Source organism: Rickettsia typhi str. Wilmington, assembly GCF_000008045.1.
Classification (GTDB): Bacteria; Pseudomonadota; Alphaproteobacteria; order Rickettsiales; family Rickettsiaceae; genus Rickettsia; species Rickettsia typhi.
In genome coordinates this window covers 149,036-169,903 of record NC_006142.1, presented here as the reverse complement: position 1 = coordinate 169,903, position 20,868 = coordinate 149,036, and the positions used below count along the sequence as shown (strand labels likewise).

The following is a 20,868-nucleotide window of genomic DNA, read 5'->3' as shown; positions in this document are numbered from 1 at the left end:
AAAACTAATCAATGTGTTTTATATTTAGAAGTTTACTTGGACAATGACAATATGAGATCTATTTCTTTTGCTAAATATACACTCAATACTCTTTTTCACTCACAAGGAGTAAATATAATTTATACATTCTCTTCATCAAGCTTTACAGCTGCTTTACGCATTTTATCCATAAAGTAACCAGTGCCAGCAGGTACTAATCGCCCAACTATCACGTTTTCTTTTAGTCCTCGTAACTTATCTACTTTACCAGCAATAGCGGCTTCAGTTAAAACTCTAGTAGTCTCTTGGAATGATGCGGCAGAAATAAACGATCTAGTTTGTAGAGATGCTTTAGTAATACCTTGTAATATTAATTGTGCTTCAGCAGGTTTTAAACCGTTTTTCATAGCTTTTTCATTTATTTCATCAAATTCATGCCTATCTATTTTTTCACCTACTAGTAATGTAGTACCACCTGAATCCGTCACCTCTACTTTTTGTAACATCTGACGAATAATAACTTCTATGTGTTTATCATCAATTTTTACACCTTGTAGACGATAAACAGCTTGCACCTCCTTAACAATATAATTTGCGAGCACCTCTACACCCATTACTTTTAAAATGTCTTGTAGTACAGGATTACCATCAATCAATAAATCACCTTTTTTAACAAAGTCCCCTTCATTTACTACAACATGCTTACCTTTAGGCACCATATATTCAATAGAAAGTGTTCCATCAATTGGATGTATAATAATACGTCTTTTAGATTTATAATCTTTACCAAATTCTACTCTACCATCAACCTCAGCGATCACAGCATGATCTTTAGGACGTCTTGCTTCTACAAGTTCAGCAACTCTTGGTAAACCACCAGTAATATCTTTAGTAGTAGTTGATTCTTTAGGTATACGTGCAATGATATCACCTACCGATATTTGTATTCCATCTTCTACACTTAACACTGCACCAACTGGTAAGTAATATCTAGCTTCTAAACCATTTGATAAGGTTATAACTTCACCTTTAGAATCTAAAAGCTGTATACGCGGACGTAATTCTGCACCACGTGAATATTGCTTTGATTCAATAATAACTTTACTAGGTATCCCTGTAGCTTCATCAGTTACATCACGAATAGAAATACCCTCAACCATATCTTTGAATAAAACTTTACCTGACTTCTCTGTAATAATCGGTATAGTATAAGGATCCCATTCCGCTAGTTTCTGCGTTTTAATTACAATATCACCATCATCAACAAGTAATCTAGCACCATATGGAATTTTATGACGAGCTTTTTCATTGCCGTTATCATCAAGCAATAATAATTCACAATTACGGCTCATAACAATTTTGCGTTCTTCGGAATTAATAACAACGTTACGACTTATAATTTTCACTTTTGCGTCATATGACGCTTCTACAGAAGAAACTTCAGCACCCTTTGTTGCAGCACCTCCTATATGAAAGGTTCTCATTGTAAGCTGTGTACCAGGTTCCCCAATAGATTGGGCAGCGATAACACCTATTGCCTCACCCTCCGATACTAATGTCCCAGTAGCAAGATCCCTACCATAACAGATGCTACATATACCAGTACTACTTTCACAAGTTAATACAGATTTAATCATAATTCTGTCAAGTCCAGCCGACTCAATTTGTTCTAATTTTGATTCATTAATAAGCTCACCTTTATTGAGAATAAGATCATTAGTAACAGGATGGAATATATCGATGGCAGCAGTACGACCTAAAATCTTTTCAGCTAAAGGTACTATAATCTCTCCGCCTTCAATAACACTCTTTACTTCAATTCCTTTATCAGTTCCACAATCTTTCTCAGTAATAATACAATCTTGTGCAACATCAACCAATTTTCTCGTTAGATAACCTGAGCTTGCTGTTTTTAAAGCAGTATCTATTTGTCCTTTACGCATTCCATTAGCAGAATTAAAACACTCAAATTCAGTTAAGCCTTCCTTAAAGTTAGAGATAATAGGTGTTTGTATAATTTGACCGTTTGATTTCGTCATTAAACCTCTCATACCACCTAGCTGCTTAATCTGCTGAAAAGAACCTCTTGCTCCGGAAATAGCCATCATATATATAGCATTTATTCTCTGATGATTTGGATAATCATTAATTGGTGGCGTAGCAATCTCTTTCATCATATCGTTTGCTACTCTATCTGTACATCTTGACCAAGCATCAACTACTTTGTTATATTTCTCGCCATAAGTAATTAAACCATTTGAATACTGTTGTTCAAATTCTTTTATCTCAAGCTGCGTTTCATTGATATGAGTACTCTTAGATTCCGGAACTACCATATCGTCCATTCCAAAAGAAATACCTGAAGAACAAGCATATTTGAAACCTAATTTCATTAACTGATCAGCAAAAATGACTGTTGCTTTTTGACCACAGTGACGATAAACTAAATCTATAACTAATGATATATCTTTTTTAGTTAGCTGTTTATTAATACACTTGAACTCTATGTTAGGATTAGAAGGTAATAACTCACCAACCATTAATCTACCATATGTAGTATCAATGATAACAGGTACCATTTTACCTTCAGCATTTAACTGATCTCTGCGATATTTTATCTTCGTATGAATAGTTATAAATTTATTATATAACGCATGTTCCATTTCAGCTAAATCTGAAAACATCATCCCTTCGCCAACTTCATTATCAAATGCAATAGTAAGATAATATAAACCAAGTACTATATCTTTATCTGGTACAATAATAGGACGTCCGTTTGCAGGACTTAAGATATTGTTTGTAGACATCATAAATACCCTAGCTTCAAGCTGTGCTTCAATCGATAATGGAATATGTACCGCCATTTGATCACCATCAAAATCCGCATTAAACGCAGCACAAACAAGTGGATGAAGCTGTATTGCTTTACCTTCGATTAATAGAGGTTCAAATGCTTGAATACCAAGCCTATGTAAAGTTGGAGCTCTATTAAGTAAAACTGGATGCTCTCTAATTACCTCTTCAAGTACATCCCAAACTTCAGGCTTTTCCGCTTCCACCATTCTTTTAGCAGCCTTAATAGTTGTAGCAATACCATACAACTCAAGCTTAGAATAAATAAACGGCTTAAATAGTTCTAGAGCCATTTTTTTAGGTAAACCGCATTGATGAAGTTTAAGCTCAGGCCCTACTACGATAACTGAACGTCCTGAATAATCAACCCTCTTACCGAGTAAGTTCTGACGAAAACGACCTTGCTTACCTTTAAGCATATCACTTAATGACTTAAATGGACGCTTATTAGCATTTTTGGCTGCTCTACCGCGACGACCATTATCAAATAACGCATCCACAGCTTCTTGTAACATTCTTTTTTCATTTCTGACTATTATATCAGGAGCTTTTGACTCTATTAATTTCTTTAAACGATTATTTCTATTAATTACTCTTCTATAAAGTTCATTTAAGTCCGAAGTAGCAAATCTTCCCCCATCAAGCATAACAAGCGGTCTAATTTCAGGCGGAATCACAGGTAAAACATCCATAATCATCCATTCGGGCTTATTTTCTGACTCTAAAAAATCCTCCACTAATTTTAAACGCTTTACTAATTTTTTCTTTTTGACTTCTGAAGAAGTAATGTGTAATTCATCGTATAATTCTTGCTTTAACTTTGAAAAATCAAGCTCTTTAAGCATTTGTTGTATTACTTCTGCACCTATAGATGCAGTAAATGCATCTTCACCATACTTATCTTTTGCTTTTTGTAATTCTTCTTCTGTCAAAAGTTCTCCTTTTTGTAAAATTGATAACCCTGGATCAACTACTACATAATTTTCAAAATAAAGAATCTTTTCTACATCTCGCATTGTCATATCAAGAAGCGTACTAATTCTTGAAGGAAGTGACTTTAAAAACCAAATATGCGCAACAGGCGCCGCAAGCTCAATATGTCCCATTCGTTCACGTCTTACTCTAGAAACTGTAACTTCAACACCACATTTCTCACACGTAATTCCACGATTTTTCATCCGCTTATATTTGCCACAGAGACATTCATAATCTTTTACTGGACCAAAAATTCTTGCACAAAATAAACCATCTTTCTCAGGTTTAAAAGTTCGATAATTAATTGTTTCAGGTTTTGTTACTTCACCAAAAGACCAAGAACGCACTTGATCAGGACTTGCTATATTAATCCTTATCTGGTCAAATTGTTGAGTATTACTTAATTGTCCATAAAAATTAACTACGCTCATAAATACTTTTCCCTAAAAATTACTCGTACTCTAATGTTACTACATGGTTTAAACATAAAATAACATTAATTTATTTTCTGGATCACAACATTCATTTAGTTTTGTTTGCAACAATCATTTTATGTAACAAGACGAATTATGTACAACATATTCGAATAAATGTATGTATACATGGCACTTTCAAAAACTGTCTAAATCATATCTAATCAGTTCTGTGGTCCTCACGTATTTAAGATAACGCTCTGCCAATAATCTTATATATGCTGTTTTCTCTTTTTGAAATTGCCCACGTATACACACGTTATTTACTAGCAGTTACTTCAAGCTTTACATTAAGACATAAAGATCTAAATTCTTTTATCATAACATTAAATGATTCAGGAATGCCTGATTCAAAATTATTTTCACCACGTACTATAGAATCATAAGTTTTGATCCTACCGTTTACGTCATCTGACTTAACAGTTAACATTTCCTGTAACGTATAAGCTGCACCATAAGCTTGTAATGCCCAGCATTCCATTTCGCCAAAACGTTGTCCACCAAAATGAGACTTACCTCCAAGCGGTTGCTGTGTTACTAAGCTATAAGGTCCTATAGAACGAGAGTGAATTTTATTATCGACTAAATGATGTAATTTCAGCAAATATTTGTGTCCTACAGTGACTAAACGATCAAAATATTCACCAGTTCTACCGTCAATTAATTTTACTTGTCCTGAAAGATCTTGGTCAGCAAGTTTTAACATATCCTTAACATCCTGAACTTTTGCACCATCAAATACAGGAGTTGCAAAATATACACCTTTACTTACTTTATTACAGAAAGAGATAATTCCTTCTTCTGACCCTTCAAGTATATAATTAATATCCTTGCCGTACAGCTCAAGTAAGAATTTCTTAATTTGCTCAATATCTATATTATTATCTTTATATTCCTTTACTAAGGTAGAGATTTTTTTTGCTAAATTTATCGATGCCCATCCAAGATGCGTTTCTAAAATCTGTCCTATATTCATACGGGATGGAAGACCTAGAGGATTAAGCACTATATCTACCACAGTGCCATCTTCTAAAAATGGCATATCTTCTTCAGGCACAATACGTGAAATAACACCTTTATTTCCGTGCCTTCCTGCCATCTTATCACCAGGTTGTAATTTATGCTTAGTGGCAATAAATACTTTCACTACTTTTAAAGCCCCCTGAGGTAAATCATCACCGCTTTGCAATTTCTCTACCTTAGTAGCAAATCTTTTATCGAGAGCATGTTTTTTCTCATCATAATGAATTTTGATCTGCTCTATTTCATTCATTACATTTGCATCTTCCACTATAAGTTGCCAAAGTTGCCCTTTAGATAAACCTTTTAGCATTTCAGTAGTAATAGTCTGTCCTGCTGTTATTTGCTTAGGGCCGCTAATAATAACATGTCCTACTAAAAGCTTTTCAAGCCAACTAAACACAAAATGCTCAATAATTTCTAACTCATCATCCCTATCTTTTGCTAATTTTTCAATTTGTTGTTTTTCAATAGCAATAGCTCTCTGATCTTTTTCTACACCTCTACGAGAAAATATCCTTACTTCTACTACAGTGCCACTAACTCCAGAAGGTACATGCAGTGATGAATCTTTTACATCAAAAGCTTTTTCTCCAAAAATAGCACGCAGTAGTTTCTCTTCAGGTGTAATAGGAGATTCACTTTTTGGTGTTACTTTCCCAACTAAAATATCCCCGGCTTTTACTTCTGCACCTACATAAATTATCCCAACTTCATCAAGATGACGCAACGCTTCTTCACTTACATTCGGTATATCACGTGTAATTTCTTCAGGACCAAGGCGTGTATCTCTAGCTATTACTTCAAACTCTTCAATATGAATTGATGTAAACACATCCTCTTTTACTATACGTTCAGATATTAAAATTGAATCTTCAAAATTATAACCATTCCAAGGTAAAAAAGCCACAAGTACATTTCTACCTAAAGCAATTTCACCATTATCTGTACTAGGACCATCAGCTATAATATCATTTTTCTTAACGTAATGACCGACCTTAACTAAAGGCTTTTGATTGATACAAGTATTATGATTCGATTTTTGGAATTTTAACAAATTATAAATATCCACAGAAGGAGAACCATCAACTTTTTGTTCTAGAGTTCTAATCACAATTCTATTTGAGTCTACCCGTTCAACAATACCATCATGTAATGCAAGCACTGAAGCACCAGAATCTTTAGCAACTACTCCTTCAACTCCAGTACCTACAAAAGGTGCTTCAGTTTTAATTAAAGGAACAGCTTGTCTTTGCATGTTTGAGCCCATCAAAGCACGGTTCGCATCATCGTTTTCTAAGAAAGGTATAAGAGAAGCTGCAACCGATACTACCTGCATAGGCGTTACATCAATGAAGTCCACTTCATACGGTTCTACCATTACAAAATTTCCACCCTCAACACGGCAATTAATGAACTCCCCTTGCAGTTTTCCATCTTGATCAACCTTAGAATTTGCTTGCCCTATTTTATATTTACCTTCCTCAATAGCAGAAAGATATACCACCTCATCTGTTACGTATCCATCTTTAACTCTTCTATACGGACTCTCTATAAAACCATGTTTATTGATTCTAGCATAAGTAGCCATAGAGTTGATTAAACCAATATTCTGACCTTCTGGTGTTTCAATAGGACAAATACGACCGTAATGAGTAGGGTGTACATCACGTACTTCAAAACCTGCTCGATCTCGGCTAAGACCTCCAGGTCCAAGAGCTGAAAGTCTTCTTTTATGAGTTATCTCAGATAATGGATTTGTTTGATCCATAAATTGGGATAATTGCGAAGTACTAAAAAATTCTTTTACTACTGAAACTAAAATTTTAGAATTTACTAAATCATGAGGCATTACGGTATCAACATCACCTGCCGACATCCTCTCAATTACAGATTTTTCAATACGTACTAAACCTATTCTAAATTGATTTTCTATCAATTCACCAACCGATCTAACCCTTCTATTACCTAAATGATCAATATCATCTATAATACCTTTACCGTCTTTAAGCTCTACTAAAATTCTTACAATATTTTTAATATCATCAATTGTTAAAACCGTAATTTCTTCAGAAATATTCAATTCTAATCTAGAATTCATTTTTATTCGTCCAACTTCTGAAAGATCATATCTTTCTGCATCAAAGAATAAATTATAAAATAGGCTTTCAGCTGCTTCAATATTAGCAGGTTCGCCTGGTCTTAACACTCGGAAAATATCACATAATGCTGTCTCACGGTCTTGATTTTTATCAGCGAACAATGTATTTCTTATATATGGACCTGATTGAGGGTTGATTACTAATACATTAACATTTTTGATTTTAAGATCATTAATAACTTGTAACATATCAGCAGTAATCATTTCACCAATTTTAGCTAAAATTTCATCACTTTCAGGATCTCTTAAATCTTCAGATAGATATTTACCGATTAAAGTTTCATGAGTTACTAAAATATTATTTAGACCTATACTAAAATATTTTTGAGCTAAACGCGGTGTAATTTTTTGTCCTGCTTTCAGTAAAACATTTCCTGTATCTGCATCTACTAAATCACTTGTTAAACGATGAGCAGTAATATGTTGAGGTATAAATTTAACAGACCAACCTTTATTTTTAATACATTTATAAGTTACTGAATTATAATAAAATTTCATAATTTCTTCAGTATTCATACCAATAGCTCTCAGTAAAGTAGTAGCATAAAGCTTCCTTTTTCTATCAATCCTAAAATAAATAACATCTTTAGCATCGAATTCAAAATCAAGCCAAGATCCTCTATATGGAATAACACGAGCAGAATATAAAAGCTTACCAGAAGAGTGTACTTTTCCTTCATCATGATAAAAGAATACACCTGGTGAACGATGCATTTGTGATACAACAACTCTTTCCGTACCATTAATAATAAAAGTACCATTTTTAGTCATTAATGGAATATCGCCCATATATACTTCTTGCTCTTTAATTCCTTTAATTTCTCTAGTACCTGTATCTTCATCTATATCCCAAATACTTAATCTTAAAGTAACTTTAAGAGGAGCTGCATAACTTAAACTTCTTTGACTACACTCATCTACATCATATTTTGGAGTATCAAATTCATATTTTACAAATTCTAAATTTGCAATATTTGAGGAATCTGAAATAGGAAAAATTGAGTTTAATATCGATTGTAAACCTTTGTTTTTTCTTTCAGAATCTTTAATATTTAACTGTAAAAAGTTTCTCTCATATGAATTTTTTTGAATTTCAATCAAATTCGGTATATCTGCTACTAAATTTATGTGACCAAAATTCTTTCTTACTCTTCTATTATGTGACAAGGGTTGTGATTCTATATTATCCCTTAATGAAACCATATAATCTCCTAACTGATAAATTACTGCCCGTATTTAAAGTGTGATTAAGCTCTATGCACTCTTAATAGATAACCATAATTATGTAACGGTAAATCATAAGATTTTTTAAAAAAGTAATATTATCTCAAAAATCTTATTAATTTTCGCTTTAAAATATTTCCTAAATATAATATTAATTACAAAGTGTTCAAAACCTAGGTTTTATTATTTATATTTTAAACAGTAAAACTTTCATTGAAATAGATAACTATTTCCAATAAATTACTGATAATGTGCAATAAATAAAAATACTACTTTAATTTTTTTTTAACATAGCTAAACCTAGTTTCTTGTTTAGATCTTGTGTTGTTTCTGCGTACATTTTTAAAAAAGATTTGATTTTAGTTTTGAGTGATTTGTTAAATTCATTAATTTTACTAAAAATCAATTATCAATGTTCACAGCACCTAGAACATTTTAATAATTTTTCTATACGTATGATAAGTTAATAAAATTATTTTAATAAGATTTTTAATATCAAAGCTTTACCATATTGTAATAATAATTTTAATTATCTTTAAAATAATTTTTAAACAAAAAAGCCTTATTCAAATTTAATCACTAAAATAAGGCTTTTTAGATTTTATTAAGTTTTTAAATCTATAAAATATTTGTGATACTAAAAAATTAGGTCTTGTAAAAAAGTTTAATCTTAATAATTTTAGATTAAAATCTAAAGATTGCTGGAATAAAAACCACTACTCAAACAAGAACATATGAATATTTACTTTAAAATATCTAAAAAGACAAATAACTAAACTTTACAGAACCTAGTACAAAAATAATTATTTTAATTCAACTTTTGCGCCTGTAGCTTCTAACTTATTTTTAATTTCTTCTGCTTCTGCTTTTTTTAGATTGCTTTTAATTGGCTTCGGAGCTTCATCAACTAATTTCTTAGCTTCAATTAAACCAAGACCTGTTATATCTTTTATAATTTTAATTACTTCAACTTTTTTGTCACCAGTAGCAGTTAATACTACTTCAAACTCAGTTTTTTCAGCAACTGCTTCTGCTACAGGATCTGCAACACCAGCAGATGCTACAGCTATAGGAGTTACTGCAGATACGCCCCATTTTGCCTCTAGAATTTTCACAAGCTCAGCTGCTTGCATCAATGTTAATGATGATAATTGTTCTTCAATTTTAGCTAAATCAGCCATAAGTTTTCCCCTTTTTTTATTGAGTGATTACTAAATCAGATTTTAAATAATTAAATTCCTCTGTGCTACAAATTACGAGATTTTTAAAAAAAAGAATAACCTCATATAAAAATCTTATTAATTTTTACTATAAAAGCGCTTTAATTATTAATGAAAATCACTGGTTCAGTAACCTTTAAATTAATGTTTAATAGCATGTGCGTGTATTACTCTTGCTATACTCGAAGACGTAGCTTGTAAAACACCTACAACCTTAGTAGCCGGTGCTTGTAGTAACCCAACAATTTTACCTCTAAGCTCATGCAATGAAGGTAGCTTAGCAAGTTCTTTTATTGCATATGTATCTAATATATGATTATCAACTATGCCACCAATAATCTTAAGATTATCATTCGAGTTAGCAAAATTAACTACTAATCTTGCCATCTCAACCGGTTCTTTAGAATAAACAATCGCACTAGGCCCAGCAAATAAATCAGTAATACTATCAAGCCCAGTGTGCTTTGCAGCTATTTTAGCTAAAGTATTTTTAACTACTTTAAAACCTACTTCTTTAGATTTTAGTGCTTCTCTAAGTGAACTCACTTGACTAACAGTTAATCCATGATAATGAGTAATAATTACAGATGGCGATTCCTTATAAATATTCACAATATCTTCTACTGCTACCGGTTTTTCTGATCTTAACACCTTTGAACGCTCCTTCTTTTATAACATATTTTAACAATATTGACACTGATACAAATACTTAAATAACAAAATTTTTGCTATAAAAATTATTATATACTAGTTAAATCTATTTGTACCGATGCTCCCATAGTAGAAGATAAATATATTGCTTTTAAATAACTACCTTTTAATCCAACAGGTTTTGCTTTAATTACTGCCCCAATAAATGCATTTAAATTTTTTAATAAATCTTGGTCTGAAAAAGATAATTTTCCAAGACCTGCATGAATTATACCTGCTTTCTCTGCTCTATATTCTACCTGACCGCTTTTAGCATTTTTAATAGCATTTTTAATATCTAAAGTGACTGTACCAAGTTTAGGATTAGGCATTAAACCTTTTGGGCCTAAAATTCTTGCAACTGAACTTATCATCGACATCATATCAGGAGTAGCTATACATACATCGAAATTAATTTGCCCAGATTTAATTTCATCAATAATATTTATTGAACCAACTAAATCTGCTCCAGCACTTTTGGCCTCTTCTTCTCTTTCCTCTTTACAAATAACAGCAACTCTTATTATTTTACCAGTACCGGCAGGTAAATTAACTACGCCACGTACAATTTGATCTGAATGCCTAGGATCAATGCCAAGCTTCATTACTATTTCTAAAGTTGGATCAAACTTAACATATGATGCTGACTTTAACCGTTCAACCGCACTTGTTAAATTATATAAGGTATCTGATTTTACTTTTTCTCTAGCTTCTCTTATTTTTTTACTACCACTAATTTTGACAAAAATATCTTTATTTGACATAATTAATTCCCTACTACTTCAAGTCCCATAGATGCAGCACTACCACAAATAATCTTGGTTGCTGCTTCAATATTTTTTGTATTTAAATCAGATATTTTTAACTTTGCAATTTCACGACAAGCATCTAGAGTCACTTTACCAACCATAGCTTCTTTTTTAGTAGCGCTAGAACCTTTAGTAATTTTAGCATACTTTTTTAGAAAATATGAAGCAGGTGGAGTTTTAACTTTAAAAGAAAAACTATTATCGTCATAAACTGTAATTACAGTAGGTAAAGGTACTCCTTTCTCCATACCGTTCGTAGCATCATTAAAATCTTTACAAAATGCTGCTATATTAACTTTTCTTTGACCTAGTGCAGGCCCTATAGGAGGAGCAGGAGTAGCTCCAGCAGCAGGAATTATTAAGTTAATATACCCCTTTATTGTTTTCTGAGACATGTATAAATATCCTTATTTTCCTTTTTATAATTAATATTTTTATAAAACTCTTACATATTCTCTAGTCCTAATTAGACATCAAGAAGTTTTAAATAATGAACAACTCCATGCAGATTTCACTTTTATTAAAAAATTCATTACTCTTGATTTTTTAATATTTTAAAATACTATCGGCTTTTAATCATTTTTCTTTACTTGATTAAAATTTAGTTCTATTGGAGTTGCTTTACCAAATATTGAAACTGAAACCTTTAATCTATTTCTTTCTTTATCTATTTCTTCTACTGTTCCCATAAAAGTTTCAAAAGGACCATCTGTAACAGTTACTACCTCACCAACTTCATATAATTTAGAGTTCTTTGCTACTTTCGCTTCTGCTTCCAAATTATTAAAAATATTTTGTATTTCACTTTCTGTAAGAGCTTTTGGTACAATTTTACTTCCTAAAAAACCAGTTACGCCAGATATATTTTTTACTAAATGCCATGATTTATCAGTCATATTCATTTTTATTAAAATATAACTTGGCATTAGTTTTTTTTCTACCTTGACATTTTTACCACGTTTAACTTCAGAAACTCCAAAAACAGGTATTAATATATCCTCAAAAAAATCTGTCATTTTTTGTTTAGCGATTTTTCTAAGAATATCTTCTTTAATGCGTTTCTCTGCTCCTGATGCAGTATGTACTACATACCACTGCTTTACATTATTCTTAGAAGCAGGTAATATATTATCTATAGTCTGTTCTGTCACAATTTATTCCTTATACTATTTGCCAATAGTAAGCAAAAGCTGCATTATATTATGTATACTATAATCAAGCACCAAGCAAATTAAACTAAAAATAAAAACTGCGGCTACTACTACTAATGTTGAAGCAATCAGCTCCTTTCTATTTGGCCAAAATACTTTATAAGTTTCTTGTTTAACTTGTTCAAAAAACTTATACATTTTATATTCTCTAAACATATCTTTTGTTAGGTAATTTATTAAATCTACTTACATAATTCTACTGCTAGATTTCATTGAAATAATGATCTAGCACTAGAATTTCTTATACACTAAGTATGCACATTAGGAGTATATCCTTTATATATAAAGAATTCCATAAAAACTCTCTATTTTACAGTAAATTTTGGCAGGAGCGACAGGAATCGAACCCGCAACCTCCGGTTTTGGAGACCGGCACTCTACCAATTGAGCTACACTCCTATCATATTTTTAATAATAAATCAATAAAATTTATTGATTTATTATTAAAATTTATAAATTACACTTCTAATTTGCTATGGTAAAACAATATTTACTTCTGTAAGGCATAACATTAATACCTTCTGTATTTTGATATAACTAAATTACTTTTTAGCTTTAATAATATCAGCTACTTGACTTGGCACTTGATCATAATGGGAGAATATCATACTAAACTGCGCTCTACCTTGAGATAAAGATCTAAGTGTATTAACATAACCAAACATTTCGGCTAAAGGAACATACGCAGTGACTACTTGAGCATTTCCTCTTGGATCCATACTTTGAATTTGCCCTCTACGACTATTTAAGTCACCTATAATATCACCCATATATTCATCAGGAGTAATTACTTCAACTTTCATAATCGGCTCAAGTAACTTAGGATTACCTTTTTGCATCCCTTCTCTAAATGCTCCTTTTGCAGCAATTTCAAAAGCAAGAACACTAGAATCTACATCATGAAAAGCACCATCAACTAAAGTGGCTTTAAAATCAATCATAGGATAACCGGCAACAATACCAGTTTCTCTAATATTATTTAATCCTTTTTCAACACCTGGTATATATTCTTTAGGCACAGCACCACCAACAATTTTACTTTCAAAGACAAAAGTTTTATTTTTATCTTCATCTTTTAGATCTATTACGTCTTTAAGAGGTTCAAAAATAATTTTTACACGAGCAAATTGTCCTGCGCCACCAGATTGTTTTTTATGAGTATAATCAATCTCACAAGCTGTTGTTATAGTTTCACGATATGCTACTTGAGGAGCCCCAATATTGGCTTCAACCTTAAACTCTCTTCTCATACGATCAATGATAATTTCTAAATGAAGTTCACCCATTCCTTTTATCACTGTTTGCCCTGTTTCATGATCAGTTGAAACTTTAAATGATGGATCTTCTGCTGCCAAACGAGAAAGTGCTAAGCCCATTTTTTCTTGATCTGCTGTTGACTTCGGCTCTACCGCAAGCTCAATCACCGGCTCTGGAAATTCCATTCTTTCTAAGACTACTTGTGTATCAATATCGGATAATGTATCACCAGTGCTAGTATCTTTAAGACCTGCTAAAGCTACTATATCACCAGCTGATGCTTCTTTTATGTCTTCACGATTATTAGCATGCATTAATAGCATTCTACCAATTTTTTCTCTTTTATTTTTTACAGTATTAACAACAGATGCACCTGAAGTAATTTTACCCGAATATATTCTAATAAAAGTTAATGAACCAACAAAAGGATCATTCATAATTTTAAATGCTAAAGCAGAAAAAGGCTCAGTTATAGAAATAGGGAAATCTTTTTCTTCACTAGTACTTACTTCTATACCTTTTACTATACCTATATCAATAGGCGAAGGTAAGAAATCGACTATGGCATCAAGTAAAGGTTGCACACCTTTATTTTTAAAAGCACTACCACATAAAACTGGATAAAATTTTGCTTCAATAGTACCTTTTCTTATTAAGATTTTAATTTCTTCTTCTGTTATTTCTTCCCCTGATAAATATCGTTCCATTATCGTATCATCTAACTCAACGGTCATATCAAGTAACCTAGCACGATACTCTGCAGCTTTATCTTGCATATCCGTTGGTATATCTTCTTCAAAATATTCAGCACCGAGTGATTCATCTTTCCAGATAACTGCTTTCATTTTTATAAGATTAATTATACCCTTAAAATTTTCTTCAATACCAATAGGCAATTGAAGAATAAGTGACTTTGCCCCTAAACGATCTTTGATCATGTCAACGCATTTATAAAAATCTGCCCCCATTCTATCCATTTTATTCACAAAACACATTCTAGGAACATTATATTTATCTGCCTGCCTCCAAACCGTTTCTGACTGTGGCTCAACACCAGCTACACCATCAAATACTGCAACAGCCCCATCAAGAACACGAAGCGAACGCTCTACTTCAATTGTAAAATCAACGTGGCCTGGAGTATCGATAATATTAATTACTTTATCTTGCCATTTACAAGTAGTAGCAGCTGAGGTAATTGTTATACCACGTTCTTGCTCTTGCTCCATCCAATCCATAGTAGCACCACCTTCATGGACTTCACCTATTTTATGTGATTTACCAGTATAATATAAAATACGTTCGGTAGTTGTAGTTTTACCAGCATCAATATGAGCACATATACCGATATTACGAATATGTTCAAGTTTATTTATTTTACTCATTAATACCCTACCTTATTTCATTTTTTTAGGGCTAAAATGAGAAAAAGCTTTATTAGCCTCAGCCATTTTATGAATATCTTCTTTCTTCTTAATCGCGACACCTCTATTATTAGCAGCTTCAAACAACTCTTCAGCAAGTTTATCAATCATCATTTTTTCAGAACGCTTTGATGCAGCATTAATAATCCAACGGCTAGCAAGCGCGTATCCTCTCCTTTCATCAACATGAGTCGGAACTTGATAATTAGCTCCTCCAACCCTAACTGAAGTTACTTCTAAATGTGGTTTTACATTATGCATAGCATTATTAAAGGTTTGATACGGATCAACACTATGTTTTTTTTCAATTTTATTAAAGGCTGAATAAACAATTTTCTCTGCAACAGCTTTCTTCCCTGCTTTCATAATATTATTGATAAACCTTGATAGTAAAATACTGTTATATTTCATATCAGGTAAAATTATCCGCTTTTCTGCAACATGACGACGTGACATTTATTTTTTCTCTCTATCTCTAACTAAATAATTTATTTTTTTGTAGCAGCCACTTGTTTACGAGTGGCACCATAACGTGAACGACCTTGCTTACGCCCTTTAACTCCAGCAATATCATAAGCACCAAGCACAATATGATACTTCACACCAGGAAGGTCAGGAACCTGACCTCCTCTTACTAATACTCTATCATGTTCCTTTACACTATGCTTTTCACCAGGAATATATGCATTAACGGTTCTTTTATTACTTAGACGCACTGTTGCAATCTTACGAAGTGCAGAGTTAGGCTTTTTAGGGGTAACAGTTTTTACAACTAGACAAACACCGCTTTTAAAAGGGTTGGATTCTAAGGCAGGAGATTTAGTTTTGCGAATTTTTGACTTTCTCCCAAAACGAACTAATTGATTATATGTTGGCATTTAAAAAACACTCCAAAAAACTTACTTATCGCTAATTTAAAGGGTGAAACATACTTCACCCTTGACTTTTTTTTAATCATCTCTAAATACAAATTATAAGAATATGTAAATTACAGCAAACTTAAATTATAATTATTTTTCTTATAAAAGCAAGTATGTTTTAATTAACAATCATTTTTTTCTCAATTATTTTTGCTATAAAGCTGATTAACATAACTAAAATATAATAACAACACGCTGCAATAAGCATTGGAAAAAAATAATTATATGTTTCAATTGATACAATTTGTGCTCTACGCATTAAATCCATTTCTCCAAGCATAGAAATAATTGCTGATTCTTTGATCAAATTTATAAGCTCATTCACTAATGACGGAAAAATATTGTTAATAGCTTGCGGCAAGATGATATCTTTCATTATTAAAAATTTTGGAATCGCAAGAGCTTCAGCAGCTTCAAACTGACCTTTATCAATAGTATTAATTCCAGCCCTTATTACTTCAGAAACATATGCACCAGAATTCAGTGCAAAAGAAATAACCCCAGCCATAAACACACTAAATTTAATGCTTATGATATAAGGCGCAGCAAAATAAATAATACTTAATTGAACTAATAAAGGCGTGCCTCTAAAAATAGAAGTATAAAAATTTGCAAAAAGTCTTAAAACACAATTCTTATTTACCTTACAAATAGCAAGAAGCATCCCTATTACTAAACCTAATATAACAGCAATAATACTATATTTTAAAGTTACCAAAGTTCCCTCTATAATAAAAAGGATTTTTGGATAAAATTTTATTAAATACTTCAACATAAATTATTATATATTTTTTTGTCATCAAGTGGATTGACTGCAGTAACTAAAAATCATATTGCCTGTGTATTGTTGTAAAGCCAAGTGATATACAGAGACAAAATTGATCTAAATAAAATAATACTATAAAATTAATTAATAAATCCTCTTCACTGGTGGAATTGTACTAATTTCATCGGTTAAAGTTGTTAATGTTACAGGTTTATAATCAAGAATGATTTGACCTGAATCATCAATAGAGCTAAGAGTATGCTTAATCCAATCTATATCATTACGATCAGGATAATCTTCGCGTGCATGTGCACCTCTGCTTTCTTTTCTTGCAGCTGCTGAATATACTGTTACTAAGGCCTGATCAAGTAGATTATCTAGTTCTAAAGCTTCTACTAAATCACTATTCCAAATTAAAGATTTATCATTAATTTTTATATCTTTATATCTATTTCTGATTTCACTAATCATTCTTGCTCCTTCATCTAGTAACTCTTGAGTTCTAAATACTGAAACATGGCTTTGCATAGTTCTTTGCATTTGAAGCCTTAAATCTGCAACTAAAACATTGCCGTTAGCGTGACGAATTTTATCAAATCTATTTATAATTTTTTCAAGAATTTCTTTTTTTAAAGGCTTATGAGGGCTTACTGGCTTTATAAGCTCAGCCGCCTTTAATGCAGAGCTTCTACCGAATACTACTAGATCAAGTAAAGAATTTGATCCTAATCGGTTAGCACCATGTACTGATACACAAGCTGCTTCACCGATTGCCATAATTCCATTGACTATACTATTATGATTTTTGCCGTCTTTGATTATGACTTGCCCATGATAATTAGTCGGTATCCCGCCCATGTTATAATGTACTGTAGGAAGTACTGGTATCGGATCTTTAGTTACATCAACACCAGCAAAAATTTTAGCAGTTTCAGAGATACCTGGTAAACGTCTATGTAAAATTTCAGGCGATAAATGATTTAAATGTAAAAATACATGATCTTTATACTCACCAACTCCTCTACCCTCTCTGATTTCTATCGTCATTGCTCTTGACACTACATCTCTTGAAGCTAAATCTTTTGCAGCAGGTGCATAACGCTCCATAAAACGCTCACCGTTTGCATTAACGAGATACCCTCCCTCACCTCTAGCTCCTTCAGTAATAAGACAACCAGCCGAATATATACCAGTCGGATGAAATTGTACAAATTCCATATCTTGCAATGGAAGACCAGCTCTAATCACCATACCACCTCCATCACCCGTACAAGTATGAGCAGAAGTCGCAGAAAAATAAGCACGCCCGTATCCACCCGTTGCAAGCACTACATTATGCGCTCTAAAACAATGAAGACTACCATCATCTAAATTCCAAGCAACTACACCTCTACATTCACCATCTTCCATTAATAAATCAATAGCAAAATATTCAATAAAAAACTGCACTTTATGTTTTAGTGATTGCTGATATAAAGTATGCAGTATGGCATGCCCAGTACGATCTGCGGCAGCACATGTACGCTGAGCCGCTTTCCCTTTACCATATTCCGTAGTCATACCACCAAAAGGACGTTGATAAATTTTCCCATCTTCAGTTCTTGAAAAAGGCACACCATAATGCTCTAACTCTAAAATAGCATCAGGAGCGTTCTTACACATATACTCGATAGCATCCTGATCACCTAACCAATCAGATCCTTTTACAGTATCATACATATGCCAACGCCAATCATCTTCACCCATATTTCCAAGAGCAGCACTAATACCACCTTGTGCAGCCACAGTATGACTGCGTGTTGGAAATATCTTAGTTATACAAGCAGTATTCAGCCCTTCTTTAGCCATACCGAATGCAGAACGCAGACCAGCTCCACCTGCACCTACAACTACTACATCAAATTTATGATGAATTATATTATACGCTTTGGTCATTAAATTAATTTTTTACTATTTTGGTACGTAAATTGTATATCTCTGTTAGCAAATAACTTAAGCACATTATCAAGTAATCCAATACATAATAATGCTATCAATTATTTTCACATACGCCAGAACTTCTGGATAACAATTGTTATTCACTATAAAATATCGCTACTATAAAAGCTACAATAGTCAAAATACAAAATAATTTCACTATTATAATCAATGTATTACGTAATTTGTGACAATTTATATAGTCCTCAATTACTACACGCATCCCAAGTACTGAATGATACAATGAAATAGTAACCGTAATTAATAAAATTACTATATTAAAAGGTTTTTTAAACTCCCACATAATAATATTTATATCATTATTTTTGTTGGTAAACATAAAATATATTAACCAAAAAGAACATAAAGCTAATACCACACCAGTTACTCTTTGCAATAACCAATGATGCGCACCACTTTTAGAAGAACTGCTACTTTTAGATTTTATAATTTCTGCCTTAAAATCATATATCATTAATTTTCTCTAAACATATTTTAAGTTGTAATACTATAACATTATTGATTTTATTAAATGATTGCTATTCCATTTTCAGAGCAAGCTCAAATATAAACATACTATATTTAAAAATTAAAAATTCGTTTTATCTCACTTTACACTCAAAATAAACGTTTCATACCCATAATAACATAGTTAATAATATAGAACATACTACCACACACCAACCTGTGATATTTACTGCTCTTATAGAAAAACCGTAACCAATATCCCAAAATAAATGACGAATTCCATTACACAAATGATAACACCAAGCATAACTAAATGCTACTAGGCATATTTTTATAATACAGCAACGAGCAAGCTGTAAATAATTATTATCATATTTACTTAGAATTAACCACCACACCAAAATTGATACCACAAAAAATAAAGCTACGCCAGTCATACGATGCAAAATTGATAGTGTAGAACTGATTTGCGGCTTATATATAGTTAAATGTGGCGAAGTAGGACGCTTATTATAAATTTCTTGTTTTATTTTAGTCATAACTATTTAATATAAAAATAATAAAAACTTAATACTATAGTGAATTAACCATAGCATCAACTATAAGAAACTCTTAGTTTTAAAAAATTACTGCATTTATATTTCTTAGGTACACACAGACAAGTTACGTGATATTACTATCTATCTATGCAGCCAATATCCTTCTGCAGGCGATAAATCATCCATGATTGCTCTCCTATCATCAAATACAAAACACTTACCTTGCCATAAATTATTCTTGTTGTGCGTATCTTCTAAATATTGCAATATTCCACCTTTTAAATGATATACCTCATTATAACCTATACTTTTAAGCAAACTTGTGGATTTTTCACATCTAATACCTCCTGTACAAAACATAGCGATCTTCTTGCCTTGAAGTAGTGCTTGATTTTGCTGAACCCAAGCAGGAAATTGTTTGAACGTTTCAGTGCGCGGATTAATTGCTGATTTAAAGGTACCTATATCTATTTCATACTCATTACGAGTATCTATTACGATAACATTTTGTTTGGTAATAAATTCATCCCAATCTTTTGGTTCTATGTAGTCACCTTTAAATACCTCAATATTTAAATCTTTAACATTCATCGCTATGATCTCTTTCTTAAGTCTTACTTTCAACTTCTGAAAAGGATGAACAGAACTATAATTTATTTTAACATTCACATCTTTACTACCTGTTAACTCTATCAATTGTTTAAGTACAAGATTTACATTTTCATATGAGCCTGAAAAAGAACAATTAAAACCTTCATTAGCTAGCAAAATAGTACCTCTAATGTATTTTTTTTTACCGATAAGTAAAAATTTGGGTATTAAATTCGCTGGTTCTATTATATTAACAAAACTATATGCACTTAAAATTGCTATTCTTTCATTCATAACTTTAATTTAAAATT

At 31.9% G+C, this 20,868-nt stretch carries 16 protein-coding genes and 1 tRNA gene; all 17 read right to left on the bottom strand.

The features are described from left to right. Window positions 1-119: 119 nt before the first annotated feature. The 17 genes from rpoC to RT_RS00585 all read right to left on the bottom strand — a co-directional run bounded on the left by rpoC (window position 120) and on the right by RT_RS00585 (window position 20,851). A complete protein-coding gene (gene rpoC / locus RT_RS00665) occupies window positions 120-4,238 on the bottom strand; it encodes a DNA-directed RNA polymerase subunit beta' (protein WP_011190602.1) in 4,119 nt (1,372 codons plus the stop codon). 301 nt (window positions 4,239-4,539) lie between these two features. Further along, a complete protein-coding gene (gene rpoB / locus RT_RS00660; protein ID WP_011190601.1) occupies window positions 4,540-8,664 on the bottom strand; it encodes a DNA-directed RNA polymerase subunit beta in 4,125 nt (1,374 codons plus the stop codon). Window positions 8,665-9,488: 824 nt separating this feature from the next. Continuing rightward, window positions 9,489-9,866: a 50S ribosomal protein L7/L12 gene (gene rplL / locus RT_RS00655; RefSeq protein ID WP_011190600.1), complete on the bottom strand. Its 378-nt coding sequence runs from the start codon at window positions 9,864-9,866 to the stop codon at window positions 9,489-9,491. 180 nt (window positions 9,867-10,046) lie between these two features. After that, the gene (gene rplJ, locus RT_RS00650) at window positions 10,047-10,556 is read right to left on the bottom strand and encodes a 50S ribosomal protein L10 (protein ID WP_011190599.1); all 510 of its coding nucleotides are present in this window, start codon (window positions 10,554-10,556) and stop codon (window positions 10,047-10,049) included. A gap of 89 nt (window positions 10,557-10,645) precedes the next feature. Further along, a complete protein-coding gene (gene rplA, locus RT_RS00645) occupies window positions 10,646-11,359 on the bottom strand; it encodes a 50S ribosomal protein L1 (protein ID WP_011190598.1) in 714 nt (237 codons plus the stop codon). 2 nt (window positions 11,360-11,361) lie between these two features. Then, on the bottom strand, window positions 11,362-11,799 hold the full coding sequence (rplK, locus tag RT_RS00640; protein ID WP_011190597.1) for a 50S ribosomal protein L11: 438 nt from the start codon (window positions 11,797-11,799) through the stop codon (window positions 11,362-11,364). A gap of 177 nt (window positions 11,800-11,976) precedes the next feature. Then, on the bottom strand, window positions 11,977-12,555 hold the full coding sequence (nusG, locus tag RT_RS00635) for a transcription termination/antitermination protein NusG (RefSeq protein ID WP_011190596.1): 579 nt from the start codon (window positions 12,553-12,555) through the stop codon (window positions 11,977-11,979). A 15-nt stretch (window positions 12,556-12,570) separates the two neighbouring features. Beyond that, window positions 12,571-12,771, bottom strand: coding sequence for a preprotein translocase subunit SecE (secE, locus tag RT_RS00630; RefSeq protein ID WP_011190595.1), 201 nt, complete (start codon window positions 12,769-12,771; stop codon window positions 12,571-12,573). 167 nt (window positions 12,772-12,938) lie between these two features. Beyond that, window positions 12,939-13,014, bottom strand: a tRNA-Trp gene (locus RT_RS00625). Between the two features lie 143 nt (window positions 13,015-13,157). Further along, window positions 13,158-15,257, bottom strand: a complete 2,100-nt coding sequence (gene fusA / locus RT_RS00620) for an elongation factor G (RefSeq protein WP_011190594.1) — start codon at window positions 15,255-15,257, stop codon at window positions 13,158-13,160. A 12-nt stretch (window positions 15,258-15,269) separates the two neighbouring features. After that, window positions 15,270-15,752, bottom strand: a complete 483-nt coding sequence (gene rpsG, locus RT_RS00615; protein WP_011190593.1) for a 30S ribosomal protein S7 — start codon at window positions 15,750-15,752, stop codon at window positions 15,270-15,272. Window positions 15,753-15,784: 32 nt separating this feature from the next. After that, entirely contained in the window at window positions 15,785-16,174 is a 390-nt protein-coding gene (gene rpsL, locus RT_RS00610; RefSeq protein ID WP_011190592.1) for a 30S ribosomal protein S12, read from the bottom strand. 160 nt (window positions 16,175-16,334) lie between these two features. Beyond that, on the bottom strand, window positions 16,335-16,991 hold the full coding sequence (locus RT_RS00605) for an amino acid ABC transporter permease (protein ID WP_011190591.1): 657 nt from the start codon (window positions 16,989-16,991) through the stop codon (window positions 16,335-16,337). A gap of 135 nt (window positions 16,992-17,126) precedes the next feature. Next, a complete protein-coding gene (sdhA, locus tag RT_RS00600) occupies window positions 17,127-18,917 on the bottom strand; it encodes a succinate dehydrogenase flavoprotein subunit (protein WP_011190590.1) in 1,791 nt (596 codons plus the stop codon). Window positions 18,918-19,056: 139 nt separating this feature from the next. Continuing rightward, complete coding sequence (gene sdhD / locus RT_RS00595) at window positions 19,057-19,434, bottom strand: succinate dehydrogenase, hydrophobic membrane anchor protein (protein ID WP_011190589.1); 378 nt, start codon at window positions 19,432-19,434, stop codon at window positions 19,057-19,059. Between the two features lie 157 nt (window positions 19,435-19,591). Continuing rightward, window positions 19,592-19,966, bottom strand: a complete 375-nt coding sequence (gene sdhC / locus RT_RS00590; RefSeq protein ID WP_011190588.1) for a succinate dehydrogenase, cytochrome b556 subunit — start codon at window positions 19,964-19,966, stop codon at window positions 19,592-19,594. 141 nt (window positions 19,967-20,107) lie between these two features. Beyond that, window positions 20,108-20,851 carry a rhodanese domain-containing protein gene (locus tag RT_RS00585; protein WP_011190587.1) on the bottom strand — a complete coding sequence of 248 codons (744 nt, stop codon included), beginning with the start codon at window positions 20,849-20,851 and terminating at the stop codon, window positions 20,108-20,110. Window positions 20,852-20,868: the final 17 nt, after the last annotated feature.